This is a genomic window from Agrobacterium sp. CG674 (assembly GCF_053521645.1).
The window spans coordinates 367,376-386,022 of sequence record NZ_JBNWDZ010000003.1; the positions used below are offsets into that span (position 1 = coordinate 367,376).

At 55.9% G+C, this 18,647-nt stretch carries 17 protein-coding genes; 5 read left to right on the forward strand and 12 right to left on the reverse strand.

Features of this window, described 5'->3' with window-relative positions:
- Positions 1–2 precede the first annotated feature (2 nt).
- Positions 3–1,016: a tRNA dihydrouridine(20/20a) synthase DusA gene (gene dusA / locus ACQZ51_RS11000; RefSeq protein WP_448777151.1), complete on the reverse strand. Its 1,014-nt coding sequence runs from the start codon at positions 1,014–1,016 to the stop codon at positions 3–5.
- A gap of 134 nt (positions 1,017–1,150) precedes the next feature.
- Here dusA and ACQZ51_RS11005 point away from each other — a divergent pair, with 134 nt between their 5' ends.
- Positions 1,151–1,840, forward strand: coding sequence for a fumarylacetoacetate hydrolase family protein (locus tag ACQZ51_RS11005; protein ID WP_448777153.1), 690 nt, complete (start codon positions 1,151–1,153; stop codon positions 1,838–1,840).
- Positions 1,841–1,855: 15 nt separating this feature from the next.
- On the forward strand, positions 1,856–2,383 hold the full coding sequence (locus tag ACQZ51_RS11010; RefSeq protein WP_448777155.1) for a gamma carbonic anhydrase family protein: 528 nt from the start codon (positions 1,856–1,858) through the stop codon (positions 2,381–2,383).
- Here ACQZ51_RS11010 and ACQZ51_RS11015 read toward each other — a convergent pair.
- From ACQZ51_RS11015 to znuC, 3 genes are read right to left on the reverse strand one after another with little or no spacing between them, the layout of a single operon-like run.
- Complete coding sequence (locus tag ACQZ51_RS11015) at positions 2,380–2,784, reverse strand: Fur family transcriptional regulator (RefSeq protein WP_448777157.1); 405 nt, start codon at positions 2,782–2,784, stop codon at positions 2,380–2,382. The genes ACQZ51_RS11010 and ACQZ51_RS11015 overlap by 4 nt on opposite strands.
- On the reverse strand, positions 2,781–3,599 hold the full coding sequence (gene znuB, locus ACQZ51_RS11020; RefSeq protein ID WP_448777158.1) for a zinc ABC transporter permease subunit ZnuB: 819 nt from the start codon (positions 3,597–3,599) through the stop codon (positions 2,781–2,783). The genes ACQZ51_RS11015 and znuB overlap by 4 nt, the downstream gene beginning before the upstream one ends.
- A complete protein-coding gene (gene znuC, locus ACQZ51_RS11025; protein ID WP_448777160.1) occupies positions 3,592–4,473 on the reverse strand; it encodes a zinc ABC transporter ATP-binding protein ZnuC in 882 nt (293 codons plus the stop codon). The genes znuB and znuC overlap by 8 nt, the downstream gene beginning before the upstream one ends.
- Positions 4,474–4,575: 102 nt before the next feature.
- Between znuC and znuA the strand changes: the two genes are divergently transcribed.
- Together znuA and ACQZ51_RS11035 are read left to right on the forward strand one after the other, a co-directional pair.
- A complete protein-coding gene (gene znuA / locus ACQZ51_RS11030) occupies positions 4,576–5,541 on the forward strand; it encodes a zinc ABC transporter substrate-binding protein ZnuA (RefSeq protein ID WP_448777161.1) in 966 nt (321 codons plus the stop codon).
- A gap of 86 nt (positions 5,542–5,627) precedes the next feature.
- Complete coding sequence (locus tag ACQZ51_RS11035) at positions 5,628–6,833, forward strand: GTP-binding protein (protein ID WP_448777163.1); 1,206 nt, start codon at positions 5,628–5,630, stop codon at positions 6,831–6,833.
- A 116-nt stretch (positions 6,834–6,949) separates the two neighbouring features.
- Here ACQZ51_RS11035 and ACQZ51_RS11040 read toward each other — a convergent pair whose 3' ends face one another.
- From ACQZ51_RS11040 to ACQZ51_RS11050, 3 genes are all read right to left on the reverse strand, one after another.
- A complete protein-coding gene (locus ACQZ51_RS11040) occupies positions 6,950–7,270 on the reverse strand; it encodes an RcnB family protein (RefSeq protein ID WP_243256076.1) in 321 nt (106 codons plus the stop codon).
- A 175-nt stretch (positions 7,271–7,445) separates the two neighbouring features.
- Complete coding sequence (mgrA, locus tag ACQZ51_RS11045) at positions 7,446–8,480, reverse strand: L-glyceraldehyde 3-phosphate reductase (RefSeq protein WP_448777166.1); 1,035 nt, start codon at positions 8,478–8,480, stop codon at positions 7,446–7,448.
- Between the two features lie 89 nt (positions 8,481–8,569).
- Positions 8,570–11,026: a beta-mannosidase gene (locus ACQZ51_RS11050; protein WP_448777168.1), complete on the reverse strand. Its 2,457-nt coding sequence runs from the start codon at positions 11,024–11,026 to the stop codon at positions 8,570–8,572.
- 342 nt (positions 11,027–11,368) lie between these two features.
- On the opposite strand from ACQZ51_RS11050, the gene ACQZ51_RS11055 reads away from it, so the two are divergent.
- A complete protein-coding gene (locus tag ACQZ51_RS11055) occupies positions 11,369–12,427 on the forward strand; it encodes a LacI family transcriptional regulator (RefSeq protein ID WP_448777169.1) in 1,059 nt (352 codons plus the stop codon).
- A gap of 38 nt (positions 12,428–12,465) precedes the next feature.
- On the opposite strand, the gene gndA is transcribed toward ACQZ51_RS11055, so the two are convergent.
- The 5 genes from gndA to ccoG form a co-directional block, all read right to left on the reverse strand.
- Positions 12,466–13,896, reverse strand: coding sequence for an NADP-dependent phosphogluconate dehydrogenase (gndA, locus tag ACQZ51_RS11060; protein ID WP_448777171.1), 1,431 nt, complete (start codon positions 13,894–13,896; stop codon positions 12,466–12,468).
- A 134-nt stretch (positions 13,897–14,030) separates the two neighbouring features.
- Positions 14,031–14,186, reverse strand: a complete 156-nt coding sequence (gene ccoS / locus ACQZ51_RS11065; RefSeq protein ID WP_082249961.1) for a cbb3-type cytochrome oxidase assembly protein CcoS — start codon at positions 14,184–14,186, stop codon at positions 14,031–14,033.
- Positions 14,183–16,471, reverse strand: coding sequence for a cation-translocating P-type ATPase (locus ACQZ51_RS11070; RefSeq protein WP_448777173.1), 2,289 nt, complete (start codon positions 16,469–16,471; stop codon positions 14,183–14,185). The genes ccoS and ACQZ51_RS11070 overlap by 4 nt, the downstream gene beginning before the upstream one ends.
- The gene (locus ACQZ51_RS11075) at positions 16,468–16,968 is read right to left on the reverse strand and encodes a FixH family protein (RefSeq protein WP_448777175.1); all 501 of its coding nucleotides are present in this window, start codon (positions 16,966–16,968) and stop codon (positions 16,468–16,470) included. The genes ACQZ51_RS11070 and ACQZ51_RS11075 overlap by 4 nt, the downstream gene beginning before the upstream one ends.
- On the reverse strand, positions 16,965–18,551 hold the full coding sequence (gene ccoG, locus ACQZ51_RS11080) for a cytochrome c oxidase accessory protein CcoG (protein WP_448777177.1): 1,587 nt from the start codon (positions 18,549–18,551) through the stop codon (positions 16,965–16,967). The genes ACQZ51_RS11075 and ccoG overlap by 4 nt, the downstream gene beginning before the upstream one ends.
- Between the last annotated feature and the right edge of the window lie 96 nt (positions 18,552–18,647).

Here is an 18,647-nt window from a genome sequence, read left to right on the forward strand (position 1 = left end):
GGTTAAACGGCGGCATCCAATGAACTCGCATCGAAATTGATCGCGGCAAAAGCGTTCGCGATCACTTCCGATCCGGCACCCGGGCGGGTGGCATCGCTGGATAGGATCTGTCGGAAGCGGCGCGCGCCCGATATGCCTTGAAAGAGACCGACCATGTGGCGCGTAACATGGTTCACACGCCCACCCTTGGCGACGTAATCATCGGCATAGGCCATCATCTTGTCGCACAACTTCATCCAGTCCGGTGCACGCTCCAGCTCGCCGTAGATACGGTGGTCCACATCAGCGAGAATGGACGTGTTGTGATAGGCAGCCCGACCCAGCATCACGCCGTCGACATGCTTCAAATGCTCGTCGGCTTGATCGAGATCGGTAATGCCGCCATTGATGCCGATGAATAGACCGGGATTGGCCTCCTTCATGCGGTAAACGAGCGGATAGTCCAGCGGCGGCACATCGCGGTTTTCCTTCGGCGAGAGACCTTGCAGCCACGCCTTGCGGGCGTGGATCCAGACGGCATCCGCCCCAGCAGCGACGACGCGGGCGATGAAGTCCGGCAACACAATTTCCGGCTCCTGATCATCCACTCCGATACGGCATTTGACGGTGACCGGCACAGTTGCCACGGCTTTCATCGCCGATACACAACGCGCAACCACTTCAGGCTCACGCATCAGACACGCGCCGAATGTGCCGGATTGTACCCGGTCCGAGGGACAGCCGACGTTGAGATTGATTTCGTCATAGCCATAATCGCTCGCAATCTTCACCGCTTCCGAGAGCTTTGCCGGATCAGAGCCACCTAGCTGCAGGGCAACCGGGTGTTCCTCAGAGTGATAGCCCAGCAATTTGTCGCGCTGACCGTGGATGATCGCGTCAGCCACAATCATCTCGGTATATAGCAGCGCATGGCTGGTCAGTTGCCGATGGAGAAAACGACAGCGCGTGTCCGTCCAATCGATCATCGGGGCAACGGCAAACAGCTTGCCACCGGTCGCGAGAGCTTTTTGATACATGGGGCGTGGAACCTCTTTTGAGGGCTTCTACCGCAATGTCGTCGATAATGCCAGTTTTGAAAGAAACGGATTTATGGCTGGAAATCGGCGCAGAATCGCGGGACAACCATCTCCAGAAATCAGGAGCCGAGCCCATGTCCGCGACCGTCATTCCCGTTCCACCTTACGTTCTTCTGCCCGTTGAGGGCACGGATGAGACATTTCCGGTGCGCCGCGTTTACTGTGTCGGGCGCAATTACGCGGATCACGCCATTGAAATGGGGCACGATCCCTCGCGCGAGCCGCCCTTTTTCTTCCAGAAAAATGCCGACAACCTGCTGCCCGCCGGGCAGGACTTTCCCTATCCTGCCCTGTCGTCCAATGTTCACTACGAGGTCGAGTGCGTTGTTGCACTGAAAAGTGGTGGATCTGATATCGCAGCACAGACGGCCTTGGACCATGTGTGGGGCTATGGCGTGGGCATCGATATGACCCGCCGCGACGTTCAGGATGGGCTTAAGAAAATGGGCCGTTCTTGGGAGGGCGCGAAGGCATTTGAACATTCTGCGCCGATTTCACCATTGGTCCCGGCATCCAAAATCGGCCATCCGGCGAAAGGCGCTGTCTGGCTGGATGTCAATGGCGAGAGGAAACAGACCGGCGACCTTGATCAGATGATCTGGAAAACGGCTGAAATTATCGCAGAGCTTTCAAAGTATTTCACGCTGGCGGCTGGGGATGTCATCATGACAGGTACACCGGCAGGTGTCGGTGCGATTGTCCGTGGCGATCACATCGTCTGCGGCGTCGATGGTGTCGGAACACTGTCCGTCAAAGTCATCTGAACAGAGGGGGTGAACATGCCGATATACAGGCTAGGCGAACGCATACCGCAACTCCCTGCCCCGGACCGTTACTGGGTCGCGCCCGATGCCAATGTTATCGGGTCCGTCACGCTGGGGGAAAATGTCGGCATCTGGTTCGGCGCAACACTTCGCGGTGACAATGAGCCGATTACGGTTGGCCGTGGCAGCAACATTCAGGAAGGCACCATGGTGCACGCCGATGCGGGCTTTCCGGCCACGATTGGTGAGGATTGCACAATCGGCCACCACGCCATAATCCACGGCTGCACGATTGGAGACGGTTCACTTATTGGCATGGGCGCTACAGTGCTGAACGGCGCTAAAATTGGCAAAAATTGCCTTGTTGGCGCCAATGCACTTGTCACGGAAGGCAAGGAGTTTCCTGACAACTCGCTAATCGTCGGCTCTCCGGCGCGCGCCATCCGCACCCTTGATGACAAAGCCATTGCTGCGTTGAAAACATCAGCCGAAAACTACGTCAAAAACTGGCAGAGTTTCGCCAGGGACTTGAGACCGCTTTAAGCGGCGCAGCTTTCACAAAGGCCACGAATTTCAATCGTCGTCTTTTCCGCCTTGAACTTCTTGTTTTTGGCCCAGTCACCCAGACGATGGTCCATTTCGTGGTCATGAAATTCCGTGACCTGGCCGCAGGCGTTGCAGATGGCGAAGGCAACGCTGCCATGATGGTGCGTGCAGCAATCTGTTTTCGTGTGAGAACATGCAACGAAGGCATTCAGGCTTTCCAGCCGATGCACCAGACCAAATTCAATCAGTTTTTCAAGTGCTCGATAAACCTGAAGAGGCGCTCGGAAGCCAGCATCACGTAGCTTGTCGAGGATGACATAGGCGCTGAGCGGTGCCTGCGAACGCGAGAGAGCGTCATAGACCAGAGACTGGTTTCGCGTGAGGTTTTGAGTGGTCATAAACGGCCTCCTTGTTCTGCCTTGCGCAACAGCTTTGGCGTGGGCAGAAGACTCAAGATGAAAAGCATGACGGCGGCAACGACAATAGAGGGGCCAGACGGCGTATCATATTGCAGCGAGCCCATGAGCCCGCCAACGACTGCCACAGCGCCGAGAAGCGAAGCAAGCACCGCCATTAATTCCGGGGTGGACGAAAACCGCCGCGCGGTGGCCGCAGGTATGATCAACAGAGAGGTAATCAGCATGATGCCGACGATTTTCATGGCAATGGCAATAACAAGTGCCATCAGGAGCATGAAGAGCAGTTTGGAACGTTCCGGCCGCATGCCCTCCGCTTCCGCCAATTCTGCATTGACAGTCGAGGCCAGCAAAGGCTTCCACAGATATGCGATTGCGAACAGCACCACCACGCCGCCACCCCAGATCAGATAGATATCGGATGTAGAGACGGCCAGAATATCCCCGAACAGAAAGGCCACGAGATCGATGCGGACCCAGGTCATGAAAGCAACGATGACCAGCCCGAACGCAAGCGCGGAATGCGAGAGAATTCCCAGTAGCGCATCGGATGACAGAGCCTGACGCCGCTGCAGAAACAGCAACACCAGCGAGACAAGCGAGGCAACGATAAAGACGCTGAGAATCAGATTGAGTTGAAACAGCAGTGAGAGCGCCACGCCAAGAAGCGCGGAATGCGCCATCGTATCCCCGAAATAGGCCATGCGGCGCCAGACGACGAAGCATCCCAAAGGCCCCGCCATCAAGGCAACACCCACACCGGCCACCATGGCTCTTACGAAGAAGTCATCAAACATGCTTGGCTCCCTCCGCATGGTGATGCGATGCATGACCATGGTCATGATCGTGATCGTTATCGTGGTCATGGTGGTGGCCATCGTCCGGGTGGCAGTGGTCCGTGACGGACCCATCGGCGTGTTGCACGCGCCCATCGGGCAAGTGGGTGTGGTCGTGATCATGGCTGTAAACTGCAAGCCCTCGTCCTGCTACGCCACCGAAGAGGCGCATATATTCCGGGCTTTGGCTTACGGCTTTGGGCGTGCCACGGCAGCAGACATGACCATTGAGGCAAATGACGGAGTCCGTTTCCGCCATGACCAGATGAAGATCGTGCGAAATCAGCAAAACGCCGCAACCAGTCGAGTTTCGAATAGTCTTGATCAGATCGTAAAGTGCGATTTCGCCTGAGAAATCCACGCCCTGCACGGGCTCATCCAGAACCAGCAGATCAGGCTTGCGGGCAATGGCGCGCGCAAGCAAGGCACGCTGAAATTCGCCGCCGGACAAATGCTGCACCTCTGCCTTCGCAAGATGCGCGATACCGGTGGAGGCCAGAGCCGCGTCGATCTCGACGGGTGGCAACTGACCGGTGAGCGTCATCAGCCGGCGCACGGTCAATGGCATGGTCCAATCGACGGAAAGCTTCTGTGGAACGTAGCCAACCCTCAAGCCTGCAATCCGCGAGACCTGCCCTTCATCCGGCTTCAGCACGCCTGTCGCCATTTTGGCCGTGGTGGATTTGCCTGATCCATTCGGGCCGATGAGCGTTACAATCTCTCCTCGGCGCACAGAAAAGTCCACACCCCGAACCAGCCAGCGTCCGCTGCGCTGAATGCCAGCATTGGAAAGAGAGACAAGTTTTCCGTCATCTTTGAGCGGAGAATGAAGCATGTGTTTTTCCGATTGTCGGTGTTGCCTATGGCTATCGCATACGTTATAGCGTTACGCAACATATGTAATAACATAACAATTATATACAACCGGAGTATCCGCATGAAGTCCATCGCCACCCTTCTTTTCGCTTCCGTCGCCATGATCACGTCTTCGAACGCCATGGCCGCGCCGAATGTGGTGGTTTCCATCAAGCCGATCCACTCTCTCGTTGCTGCCGTCATGGCTGGCGTTGGCGAACCGGCGCTGATTGTCGATGGCGGTGCATCTCCGCACACCTACAATCTTAAACCATCCAACGCACGCGCCATCGAAAGTGCCGATGTGGTGTTCTGGGTCGGTGATGGGCTTGAGAAATTCCTTGAAAAGCCGCTGCAGTCTCTTGGTAGCAAGGCAACTGTTGTTGAACTGGACGATGCGAAAGGTCTCGAAAAACTTCCATTCCGCGAAGGCGGCCCGTTCGAAGGTCATGACCATGGCGAGCACGAAGGCCATGACCATGCCGCTGACGACCATGGCAGCCACGAACATGAAGGTCATGATCATGGCGAAGGTGAATTCGATATGCACCTTTGGCTTGATCCCGCCAACGCAAAGGCCATGGCTTTCGAGATCGAAAAGACACTGATCACGGCTGATCCCCAGAACGCGCAGGCCTATCAGCAGAACACAAAGAAGCTGATCGAGGATCTCGATGCGCTGGACAAGGAGATCGTCGCCACGGTTGCGCCGATCAAGGATAAGCCATTCATCGTGTTTCACGATGCCTACCAGTATTTCGAAAATCACTATGGTGTGAAAACCGCTGGCTCGATCACTGTCAGCCCGGAAAGCATTCCAGGCGCGGAGCGCATCAAGCAGATCCATGCCAAGGTGAAAGAGTTGAACGCAACCTGCGTTTTTGCCGAGCCTCAGTTCGAGCCCAAACTGGTCAACGTTGTCATCGAAGGCACCAACGCGAAATCTGCGACGCTGGACCCGGAAGCAGCGACGCTGGAGGCTGGTCCAGATCTCTATTTCAAATTGATGCGCGGCATCGCGACTTCGCTGAAGAACTGCCTTTCTTAACTCAACCGTCTGGGAGGTGGGTGGCTCAGGCCGCCTGCCTCTTTTTTTGACCATCAATGTAATACTATTACAATTTGGAGAACGTCATGACGCGCAAGCTTCCTGTAACGGTTTTGTCGGGATTTCTTGGAGCAGGTAAAACCACGGTCCTCAATCACATCCTCGGCAACCGGGACGGCCTTCGGGTTGCGGTTATCGTCAATGATATGAGCGAAGTGAACATCGATGCCGCATTGATAAGGGATGGCGGCGCCAACCTCTCGCGGACCCAGGAACAGCTTGTCGAAATGACCAATGGCTGCATCTGTTGCACTCTGCGGGATGACTTGCTGAGTGAGGTAAGACAATTGGCGCAGCAGGACAGGTTCGATTACCTTCTCATCGAATCCACAGGCATTGCAGAACCCCTGCCCGTGGCTGCCACCTTCGATTTTCGCGATGAGAACGGGCAGAGCCTCTCTGATGTCGCGCAGCTGGATACGATGGTCACAGTCGTTGATTGCGCCAATCTACTCAAGGATTACGGCTCGTCAGACTTTCTTGCCGATCGTGGAGAAACCGCCGGAGAGGGTGATGAAAGGACGCTGGTTGATCTGCTTGTAGAGCAGATAGAATTCGCCAATGTCGTCATTCTGAACAAGGTTTCCACCGCAACGGAGGCGCAGCAAGACGCGGCCAGAAAAATCATCATCGGGCTCAACCCGGATGCGAAGCTCATTGAAGCGGATTACGGCATGGTCGATACCAGATCCGTGCTTGGTACCGGCCTCTTCAATTTCGCCGAGGCTGAAACGCATCCGCTCTGGTTCAAGGAATTGCACGGCTTCAAGGGGCATATTCCAGAAACCGAGGAATATGGCATTCGTTCATTCGTCTATCGCGCCAGGCGCCCGTTCGATCCAGCCCGCTTTCACGCCTTCATCAATCACGATTGGCCGGGTGTCATCAGGGCCAAGGGCTTTTTCTGGATAGCCACCCGCCCCGATCATGTCGGTGAGATCAGCCAGGCTGGCGCTTTGGTCAAGACGGGAAAAATGGGTCTTTGGTGGACATCGGTGCCCAAAAAGCATTGGCCGGATGATCCCGGTTTTGAACGGATGCTCGCGCCCTATATGGATGCCGTCTGGGGTGATCGCAGACAGGAAATCGTCTTTATCGGAGCGGATCCGATGAGTGAGGCTGGCCTTCGCATGGAGCTGGACGCGTGCCTCGTGGATGAGGTATCGTTCACCCCCGCCGCCTGGCGCCGCCTCTCAGATCCGTTTCCAGACTGGAGCAGGAAAGCATCGTGAAAACGGCAGAGCGCATCTCTACGTTTCGCTGCGAAGCCGTGACGAGTGACGTCGTATTTGACAGTGAATGCGGCCATGGAACGGATCCATGGCCGCAAGACATTGCAAGCGTCGGCTTATCGGCCGGAAAGGCTGATGATCAGGCCATTGCTGGTGTTGATCAAGAGGTACTGGTTGTTAACCCGCACCCAGCGTTGACCACGACCTGGCTCTCTAAGGCTGTGACGGCGATAGTCGCGGCGATCAATCATCTGACGACGTTCCGCCGCAGATAGGCGCTGACCACGATCCCAGCGGTGTTTCTTGATGATGACTTTCTTCGTGGTAACCGTCCGCTCGACCCGGTGGCCGGGGCGATCATCGTGGCGGCTTTGCGCCTGCGCGACCGGAGCGGCAAGAACGGTTGCTGCGATCAGAATGGAGAAAAGCTTTTTCATCTGTGTGCCCTTTCGTGAAGTGATGGGCCGACACTATCGTCACGACAATGAACGGAAACTGAATTAGCGAATTACAATTTGGTAATGCTTGCTGTGCCTTAGCCAAATATTTTAAAGTTTCTGTAGAGGCCACGATGAAAATGGCCGCCCCGGCTATCATCAGGGCGGCCTTGTTTTACTTCGTCAGTTCAGCAGATTTTGCCCATAGATTGATATCAGCATCCTTAGCAAAGACATCGATCTCAGCCAGCTCTTCCGGGGTGAAGTCGGGCTTATCGAGTGCTTTGACGCAGTCCTCGACCTGCTCGGGACGGCTGGCGCCGATCAATGCAGTCGTGATGTGACCGCCGCGCAGAACCCAAGCAATAGCCATCTGTGCCAGCGTCTGGCCCCGTCGTTCAGCAATGGCGTTCAGCCCGCGAATATTCTCGATATTGCGCTCGTTGAGGAAGGCAGGGTTTAGAGACTTGCCCTGGCTCGCTCTGCTCGCGTCCGGCACGCCACCCAGATATTTGGTGGTCAGCATGCCCTGCGCCAATGGCGAGAACACGATGGAGCCGATACCGAGGTCTTCCAGCGTATCGACAAGGCCATCATCCTCGATCCAGCGGTTAATCATGGAATAGCTGGGCTGGTGGATGATGCAGGGTGTTCCCAGCTCTTTAAGAATAGCCGCAGCTTCCCGCGTGCGCTGCGAATTATAGGATGAAATACCGACATAAAGCGCCCTGCCCGAACGCACGATATGATCGAGCGCACCGCAGGTTTCTTCAAGTGGCGTGTCAGGATCAAAACGGTGGGAATAGAAAATATCGACGTAATCCAGCCCCATGCGCTTCAAGCTCTGGTCGCAGGAAGAGATTAGATATTTACGGCTGCCCCATTCGCCATATGGCCCCGGCCACATGTTATAACCGGCCTTTGATGAGATCACCATTTCATCGCGGTAACCGGCGAAATCTGTCCGCAATATCTCTCCGAATGCTGTTTCCGCGCTGCCGGGAGGTGGGCCGTAATTATTGGCAAGATCGAAATGGGTAATCCCGAGATCGAAAGCCTTGCGGCAAATATCCTGCTTGGTCTTGTGTGAGAAATCATTGCCGAAATTGTGCCAGAGGCCGAGCGAAATCGCAGGGAGTTTCAGCCCTGATGCGCCACAATGATTGTATTTCATGGACGCATAGCGGTTTTCAGCCGGTTGCCAAGCCATGGATATTCCTCCCTAGAATGCTATTGCCCTGCGAAGAACTCGCCGGGCGTGATTGGTGCTTCGAACCGTAGTGGGATGCCGCCTTCGTTTCAACCTTGAGATTGCGACGAAAACAGATCGAAAATCTTGAATGACGGTTGTGAAGGCTGCGTCTTGTCCTGAGGAGAAAAGACGATGCGTCGCGTTTCCCCCGCGGTCAGATCGAACAGATTATCAGAGTACCGCCCCGCAACATCGGCCTCGATCACCACGAACAGCGCAAGCCCTGTGGCCGTAACTTCCACCTCATACTGCCCGTCGTCCAGCGACGTGACGGTGTGTGTAAGGCCGGATGGTTGAAGATCGAGCGCTTTGTAGGTTTCTGCCACCTGGTGGCCCTCGCCGGTCATGCCGTTGGAGGCGATGAAATCCCACGAAAGCAGCGCGCCTTCGGCAACCTGGCTCATATCGATCTCGGCCATCACGATGGCCGCATCGGGCCCGCAAACACCACTGGCGGATTTGAGCGGTGTGCGCGTGCCATCGGTCGATAGCGCGAAGATGTTCATGTCGATGTCCACCTCCTCCATGAGGTCATTGACCGCGGAAAAATGCACGATTTTGCCGTCATCGGAGGGAATGGCAGAAACGGCGACGGGCTGGAAGAACCGCCTCGCGGCGTAGTGCAACGCCTTCCAGCTGCCGCCATAATCAAGGCTAGACCATGAGGCCACCGGCCATGTGTCGTTCAACTGCCAATATAATGTCCCCATGCAGTGAGGCTTTAGTGAGCGCCAGTATTCCACGGCCGTCTTGATGGCGAGAGCTTGCTGAACCTGGCTGATATAGACGAAATTTGCAAAATCCTTCGGGAAGCGGAAGTAACGGAACATGGTTCCTGCAATCCGCTCGTTGCCGCCCGCATTCTTCTGGTGCAGCTCTATGACCGGCGAAGAGATGTTCATGTCCTTCGCATCCGCATAGGTCTGGATGACGGGCATGGATGTGTAGGACTGGAAACCGAATTCCGAGCAAAAACGCGGTTTGACCGCGCGGTAATTGTCGAAAGACTTGTTTTCGTGCCAAACGGACCAATAGTGCATATCGCCGGAACCATCGGCATGCCAGGCATCGCCGTAATCCAAATAGCCGGAGGCCGGGCTCGATGGCCACCACAGCGCCGAAGGTGCCGCTTTTTTCAATGCCGTTTCGATGGTGCGGTTCAGGCGATCATAGGCAACCAGATAACGATCCCGGTTGTTCCGGGACTCATCAAACCAGTTCAGAGCGCCGACGAGTTCATTGTCGCCACACCACAGTGCGATGGATGGATGCGATGACAGACGTTTCACCTGATAGGTGACTTCACGCTCCACATTATCAAGAAAATCATCCGTGCAGGGGTAAAGATTGCAGGCAAACATAAAGTCCTGCCAGACCAGAAGCCCAAGCCGGTCGCACAGATCATAGAACCAATCCGCTTCGTAAAAGCCGCCGCCCCAGACGCGGATCATGTTCATGTTGGCTTCGACAGCCGACGACAGCAGGTCCTCCGTCTTTTCCCGGCTGGTGAGCGAATGCAGCGCGTCTGCCGGGATCCAGTTCGCGCCCCGGCAGAAGATCTCCCGCCCGTTGATGCGAAACGCAAAACGGCTGCCTGCTTCATCCTTATCCGTCAGCAATTCAACGGTGCGAAAGCCAATCTGTCGTGTCGCAGTCTCGTCTGGCAGTTCCACTGTCAAAGTATAAAGCGTTTGTTCGCCACTACCTGCGGGCCACCATAGCTTTGGCTTTTCCACGAAAAAGACATGACGAATGACGGTTTCGCCAGCATTCAGCCCGCAATCCAGACGCACCCGCTCCTCACCGAGAGACAGATAAACCGGCACGCTGGCCGGTTGGGCCGCGTGCAACGTCACCTCAACATGAAGCTCGACACCGCCCTCGACATGATGTTGCGAAGTGCAAACATGCTCGATGCGTGCCGTGTCAAGACGCCGAAGTGCGATGGAGCCATAAAGGCCGAGAGGTGCCAGTGCAATGTTCCAATCCCATCCGAAATGGCACTGCGGTTTGCGTAGCATGTTGCCATTGGCAATCGGCGAATTGCCGGGGTGATAGGGAACGTAAAATGGCTGGGCTGCCTGACGCTCTTCACCCGCCTTGATGCTGGAATGGAAATGGATGCGAACGACGTTTTCGCCCTTCAACAAGGCACTCGACACGTCAGGCCTGTAGCGCCGAAAACAGTTATCCGCCGACAGGACAGGAACATCGTTCAGGAAAATCACGGCGAGCGTGTCAAGATAATCAACGTCCAGATACCAATCGGCATCGACATCATCGATGTTGAATCGACGCTCGATCACCCAGTCCCGATGCGCCACCCACTGAACGTCATTTTCATTGCGACCGAAATAGGGATCAGGAATGATTCCCGCGTCACGCAGAGCAGAGTGAACATCACCCGGTATCGTTATCGTCGTTGAATGATCCTTCTCGACCGAAAACAACACCCATTCACCCGAGAGATCTACCGCAACGTCGCTTGCGTAAGATGACGTCATGCCATTCGCCTTATCTTTTACTGTGCATTAGCGGAAACGTTACCGTAAAATTTCGCAGGCGTCACGGGGTGTCTTGGCCCAGCCAATGACATTGACGCCGACCACCATCAATTTCCGCTGCAAAATTAAAAAATAATTGAATTACAATAGGCTATTGAAACATCCTGATGTAAAATATTATATAAATCCCGATCCAATCATGGCAAACACCTCTTCAGTAGGTCTGGCAGGCGCGATATCCTCCAGTTTTAGGGGTATGGCGCCAGGCGTGGCAACGCTCTCCGCTTTGCATTCGCATAAAAGCAATCTACGATACTGCGAATATGTATAGTGAGTGTCGACATGAATGACAGCATGAAGCCTGAGACAGGTGGCCAACCGCCTTCTGGTTACGAGCGACCTACCCTTAAGACAATCGCGAACCTGACTGGTCTCGGCATCACGACAGTGTCTCGCGCGCTCAAAGATGCCCCTGACATTGGCGCCGATACGAAGGAGCGCGTGCGTCAGGTCGCTCAACAGGTCGGCTACCAGCCAAACCGCGCCGGGGTGCGTCTTCGCACAGGCAAAACGAACGTCATCGCGCTGGTCCTCAGTGTCGATGAGGAAATGATGGGGTTTACGACGCAGTTGGTGTTTGGCATTGCAGAGGTGCTGGCGAATACACAATACCACCTCGTCGTTACGCCCCACACCCACGCAAAAGACCCGATGGTGCCTATCCGGTACATCCTGGATACGGGTTCAGCCGATGGCGTCATCATCTCGAAGATGCAGCCAGACGATCCCCGTGTGCGGTTGATGACGGAGCGTAATATGCCCTTCGCCACCCACGGGCGCACAGACATGGGCATTGAGCATCCTTATCATGACTTCGATAACGAGACATATGCCTATGAGGCGGTCAGACGGCTATCGCTGTGTGGCAGACATGACATCGCAGTTCTCCTTCCGCCTGCTCAGTTTTCCTATCATGACCACGGAAGACGTGGGTTCGACCGAGGCCTGCGCGACTTCGGCCTTAAAGAGTTTCCAATGACGGGGATGAGCAACGCAACGTCGCTGGACCAGATCAAGGATGTCAGCCGGACACTGATGAGTGGCGGCAATTGTCCTGATGGTTTGATTTCGATTAGCGGCAGCTCGACCATCGCCTTTATTGCTGGCGCAGAGGAAGCGGGTAAACAGATCGGCAAAGACATCGATGTCGTATCGAAGCAGTCAGCCGATTTCCTGAACTGGATACGGCCGGAAATTCACACCATTAATGAAGACATCAAGCTGGCTGGCCGCGAGCTGGCAAAAGCCCTTTTGGCGCGCATCGATGGAAAACCGATCAAGGAATTGCAGACTCTCATTCAGCCCGTCTGGTCGAGCCGATCACCCAAATTTGGCGCATAAAAAAAGGCCCGCGAGACGCGGGCCTTTTTGTTTCAATCTTAGAAAGTGTCCAGTCCGCTGCCCCATGGGCCGTGCGGCTTATCCACACCGTCGGTACGCTCAAATCCATGGGCGCCGAAGAAGTCGCGCTGAGCCTGAATGAGGTTGGCGCTGCCACGTGCGCGGCGGTAGGCGTCGAAATAGCCGAGAGCAGATGCCAATGCCGGAACCGGCAGACCGGAATGAACGGCGTGGGATACAACGCGGCGAAGCGGCGCATCGGTGTCCTTCACCATCTTCGAGAATGCTGGCGTCACGATCAGGTTGGCAATGTGCGGGTCCTTGGTGAAGGCGGATGTGATTTCATCCAGGAACTGCGAGCGGATGATGCAACCTGCGCGCCAGATGCGGGCAATGGTCGGCATCGGCAGGTTCCAGCCAAACTCTTTGGACGCAGCAGACATAACCGCGAAGCCCTGCGCATAGGCGCCAATCTTGGCAGCCAGAAGTGCATTCTCGAGGTCGTCGATAAAGGCCTTCTTGTCGGAAGGAGCGGACAATGCTGTTGGCAGACCGAAGATTTTCTCAGCCGATTCGCGCTCGTCTTTCTGGGAAGAAAGAATACGCGCAGCAACCGCTGCTTCAATCGCCGTAGCTGCGACGCCCATGTTCTGTGCTTCGATGACCGACCACTTGCCAGTGCCCTTCTGGCCTGCCTTGTCGAGAATGAGATCAACCATCGGCTTGCCGGTGATCGGGTCTGCAGCGCGCAGCACCTTTTCCGTGATTTCGATGAGGTAGGAGTTCAAGCGACCCTTGTTCCACTCGGCGAATACGTCGGCGATCTCAGACGCGCTGAGGTTCAGACCGTCACGAAGGATGCCATAGATTTCAGCGATCATCTGCATATCGGCATATTCGATGCCGTTGTGGATGGTCTTGACGAAGTGGCCCGCACCGTCATTGCCAAGCCATGCGACGCAGGGCTCGTCATTGTACTTAGCCGAAATCGAGGTCAGCACCTTCTCGACACGCTTCCAGCTGTCTTCGGTGCCGCCGACCATGATGGATGGTCCGTGGCGCGCACCTTCTTCACCGCCGGAAACACCCATGCCGATGAAGGTCAGGTCGGTATCCTTGAGGTTGTCAAAACGACGAATCGTATCGCGGAAATTCGCATTACCGGCATCAATCATGATGTCGCCGCTTTCGAGATACGGCTTGAGGATTTCCATCTGCTGATCGACCGGATCACCAGCCTTGATCATGATAATGATGGGGCGCGGCGGGCGGATCGCGGCGATGAATTCCTCGATTGTTTCGCAAGGAATAATCTGGCTCTGCAACGCGCCGGCGTCGGCGTAAAATTTCTTTGTCACTTCCGGGGTTCGGTTGAAAACAGCAATCTTGTTGCCTTTTTCCGCGATGTTGAGCGCAAGGTTCGAACCCATTACGCCAAGACCGATCAAACCGATTTCTGCCTGTTCCACGGATGTATCTCCAAATTGCCTATAACGGCGATGTTGTGGCACTGTAATGTGGAAACGGCAAGGCTAACGCGAAGCGAAACGATTAAATTTTGATGACGCAGCTCAGCTTTGCAGTCAGCGCATGAGGCTTTTATTCAGTCGTCCGGTCGGTCGTTTCCGTCATCGAGTGCACGCCAACCCGCGCCGTCCATATCCTCATATTGGCCGCTTTTCAGCGACCAGAGGAATGCGACCAGCCCAAGACCTCCCAGCAAAAGAGCGACTGGAATGAGAAAAATCAGCATGTTCATGCGAATTCCACTTCCGATAGCTCAGCCTCGACATCCTGCACGCTCGGTGTTTTCTCAAATCCGTTGAGCCGCAAGGCGTTGGCAACCACAATGATGGATGATGTGGACATGGCAATGGCTGCAATCATTGGCGTTGCGTATCCCGCAAGGGCAATCGGAACGGCAATGATGTTGTATCCGATCGCAAGTGCAAAATTCTGGCGGATCAACCTGCCTGCCCTTCTGGAGATATCGACGGCAAAGGATACGGCGCGCAAATCATCCCGCATGAAGACGAAATCCGCTGCCTGCCGCCCAATATCAGCTGCCGTTGCCGGTGCCATGGAAACATGGGCCGCGGCCAAAGCCGGGGCATCATTGATCCCATCGCCCACCATCAGAACCTTTCGTCCCTGGCTGGCAAGTTCAGCACAGCGCCGAGCCTTTTCAGCGGGAGCCAGCGCACCGTTCCACGCCGATATTCCAATCCGTCGCGCCAGCGCCGCAACAGCCTGCACCCTGTCACCGGACACGATTTCCGCATCGATATCATCTTCGGCGAGCAGCTGAATGGCCGCAGACGCACCCGGCCGAACACTGTCTTCGAACTGGAACTGCGCAATCTCCCGGTCGTCAAGCGATAGAACCACCTCCGAAGTGGCTTGCCGGTCGCACCCACCTGATGATGATGCTGCGCTTGCAAAGCGTCTGTTGCCGAGCCGATAAATGCCATCGGCCGTTTTCACTTCCATGCCGGAGCCCGGAATTTCCACGATGTCTTCAAACGTCAAATGTGGCCCGTCCAATTCACGGGCAAGCGCCTGTGACAAGGGATGACGGGAATGCGCAGCAATACCGGCGGCAAGCTGCATGATGTCTGGCGGAATATCCGTTGTTCTCACAAGCCGGGGCTGACCCAGCGTCAGTGTGCCCGTTTTGTCGAACAGAACCATATCGGCTTCAGCGAGCCGTTCCATGGCAGAACCATCTTTCACCATGATCCCGCTTTTGAACAGCCGCCCGGCAGCCACGACCTGCACAACAGGCACGGCTATGCCCAACGCGCATGGGCAGGTAATAATCAGCACGGCAATCGCAATCAGTAGTGCCTGTTTCCAGTCCCCGCCAAAAACGCCCCAGGCAATGAAGGAAACAAGCGCCAACAGGTGGACGACAGGCGAATAATACTGTGCTGCGCGATCTGCGAGACGACGGTACCGCGCCCTGCCCCCTTCGGCAGCTTCCATGAGGCCGATGATTTCGGAAAGAAACGAATCGCGGGCAAGAGCCGTCGCCTGCATCACCAGCGGCCCGGTCAGGTTCAACGTACCGGCCTGGATGAGATCGCCCGTGCGCACCACACGCGGCGCGCTTTCACCATTGGCAATCGACATATCCAGATCACTGCTGCCGTTAACGATTTCACCATCCACCGGCACCCGGTCTCCCACCGCGATTGCCACGCGATCACCCGGCATGATTTCGGTCACGGCACGATATTCGCGGCTTCCATCTGCCAGCAGCACGGTTGCGCCGCGTGGCGAAAGCCGGGCAAGACCTGCAATGGCAGAACGTGCCCTGTCACGCATGACGTGATCCAGCGCCCGCCCGATCAGCAGGAAAAACAGAAGCGAGGTGGTGGCGTCGAACCATGCGTGCTCACCACTGTGCATCGTTTCCCAAAGCGAGATTGTGTAAGACAGCGTGATGGCCAGCGCGATGGGCACGTCCATATTGGTGCGGCCATGCTTCAGGGCGTTATAGGCCGAAATATAAAAGAAGCGACCACCGTAAATCAGCGCGGGCGCCGCAATCAGCGCCGAAAGCCAGTGGAACATATCGCGGGTCGAAGCGTCTGCCCCTGACCAGACCGAGATCGAAAGCAGCATGATGTTGACGGCAGCAAAGCCCGTCAGCCCGACAGCACGGATCAGCTTGTCACGCATGTCGTCTGAGGCTTCCTGCGCCGAGCCATAGAGATGCGCCTCATATCCTGTTGCGGCCACCGCTCTTGCCAGATCAGCCGGGTCCGTGGTCACGCCTTCCACCGCTTCTTTCCATACGATGGAAACCCGTTTGGAGGAAAGATTGACGCGGGCTCGCTCCACTTGCGGCATATGGTTCAGCGCGGTCTCAAGCGTGATAATGCAGGCACCGCAGTGCACGCCCGGCACCGATAGATCGGTCTGGCGCAATCCCTGGCCCAGATCTCGGCTGGCCAGCACCAACTCTTCCGACGATGGCAGCGCGCGCTTGAGGCCGCTCTTTTCAAGAGCCATTTCTGTTCCGGGAGCGCAGCAACTCATCTCACACCGCCTGCAATATCAATGCGCGAACCTGTGTGAACGATGACCTTGCCATCCTTCACCGCAATGGCCTCGACGATCCAGTCCCCCGCGGCAAGATCATGCTGGGCGGTAAAGATATTGGTCGCCTGCTTGTCCAGATTGAGCGAAAAATCCTGCTTTTCCCCCACCGGGCGGCGGAAGTTCAACGTCACGGAATCGGTATCGATGGCACCGCGCTGGGGATGGGACACATCATAGGCTATTGCGTTGCCCTCAATATGGAGTGCGCCCACGATGCCGCTCGCCGCCCGTGCCTTGGCGGCCTCCGCCTTGCCGTTGAACTGCTGGCTGGCCACATAGGTGTTTGGCACCACAAGCCCGCTCCAGCTGGTGACTGCATTCCACGCCATGGTCACATTGACGGAAATGATGGTGCCGAAAAACAGAAGCATGATGGTCAGCATATGCCAGCCGGTAAAGGTGAAATCCGGCTTTTCGCTTGGTTCAGCGCTCATTTGTGTGCTCCCGGCCCATTGAATGCGGCCTTGTAATGCGCAGTTTCCGAATATTCGGCATCGGTGGCGATGAAGTAGAAATCTTCGGCTGAATGTGTCGCGGCATCCCCCGGCAGGGTCACGAAAACCCTGAGATTGGTGACTTCGTCCGGCTTCACCTGGATAGTGAAGCTACGGGCCGGTAGATCGCTGACACCGTTGATTTTCATCACCGCCTGCGGCAGCCCGTCGATGGACAGTGTGATGTCGCGCGGCTGGGCGATCATGTTCAGCAGACGAATGGTATAGCCATTTCGAATGGAGCCGCCCGATTCCAGAACATATTGCGGATTGCGGTCATGCAACACATTCACCGCCAGCCGCTCCCGTGTCGCAAGACTCACCATCATAACGACGCCGACGAGACACCAGATAGTCAGATAAAATACCGTGCGTGGGCGGTAGATAATATGCCAGTCGAAATGCCTGACGGCATCCAGAAAGCGTCCATCGGGATTTCGAACTTTCGAGGGCTGTATGCTCTGCGCACTGTTATCGGTCGCAAGCGCCATATTGGCCTCGTATTCGTTCAGCGTTGCATAGGCAATCAGACCACGAGGCTTCGAAAGCTTGTCCATCACGCCATCGCAGGCATCGATGCAAAGCGCACAGGTGATGCACTCCAGCTGCTGCCCGTCCCTGATATCGATACCCATGGGACAGACGGCAACGCAGGCATTGCAATCGACACAATCGCCCACGGCTTCACCGGCAGCAATCGCCTTTTTGGCATGCTGCGTACGAGGCTCTCCGCGCCAGTCATTATAGGTCACGACCAGCGAATGCTCATCCAGCATGGCTGCCTGAATGCGCGGCCATGGACACATGTAGGTGCAGACCTGCTCGCGCATCAATCCGCCGAACACGTAGGTCGTCGCGGTCAGGATCGCGACGGTATAATAGGCAACCATCGCCGCTTGGCCGGTCAGAAACTGCATGGCAAGCGTTGGCGCGTCGGCAAAATAGAATATCCACGCACCACCCGTCAAAACTCCGATGACGAGCCATGTCGAATGCTTGAGCACCCGTTTGCGGATCTTATCGAATGTCCATGGACCGGCATCGAGCTTCATGCGCGCATTGCGATCACCCTCGATGTAACGCTCCACCACCAGAAACAGATCGACCCAGACCGTCTGCGGACAGGTATACCCGCACCAGGCGCGCCCGACGGCAGATGTCAGCAGGAACAGGCCGAAACCGGCCATGACGAGCAGCCCCGCGACATAGAAGAATTCCTGGGGCCATATTTCGATGAAAAAGAAATAGAAGCGGCGATTGACGATATCGATCAGCACCGCCTGATCAGGCGCATAAGGCCCGCGATCCCATCTCAGCCAAGGCGTGAGATAATAGATCCCTAACGTTACCAGCATCACGATCCATTTGAACCGCCGGAACCGCCCTTCGGCACGCTTGGGAAATATCTTCTTGCGCGACTCGTAAAGCGGTTGTCTGATTTTGGCGGAGTTGACGGGCTCGGCATGCAGTCTTTCGACCGTATCAGAGCCATCACCCACATTTTCGGCGGTGTATATGTTCATGGTCGTGAGTGTCCGGTTTCTTGTCCTTGCGTTTTGACATTTTGCCGGGCAACCATCCTTGACTTAGGTCAAGTGGACCAATGTGACGCACCCCAA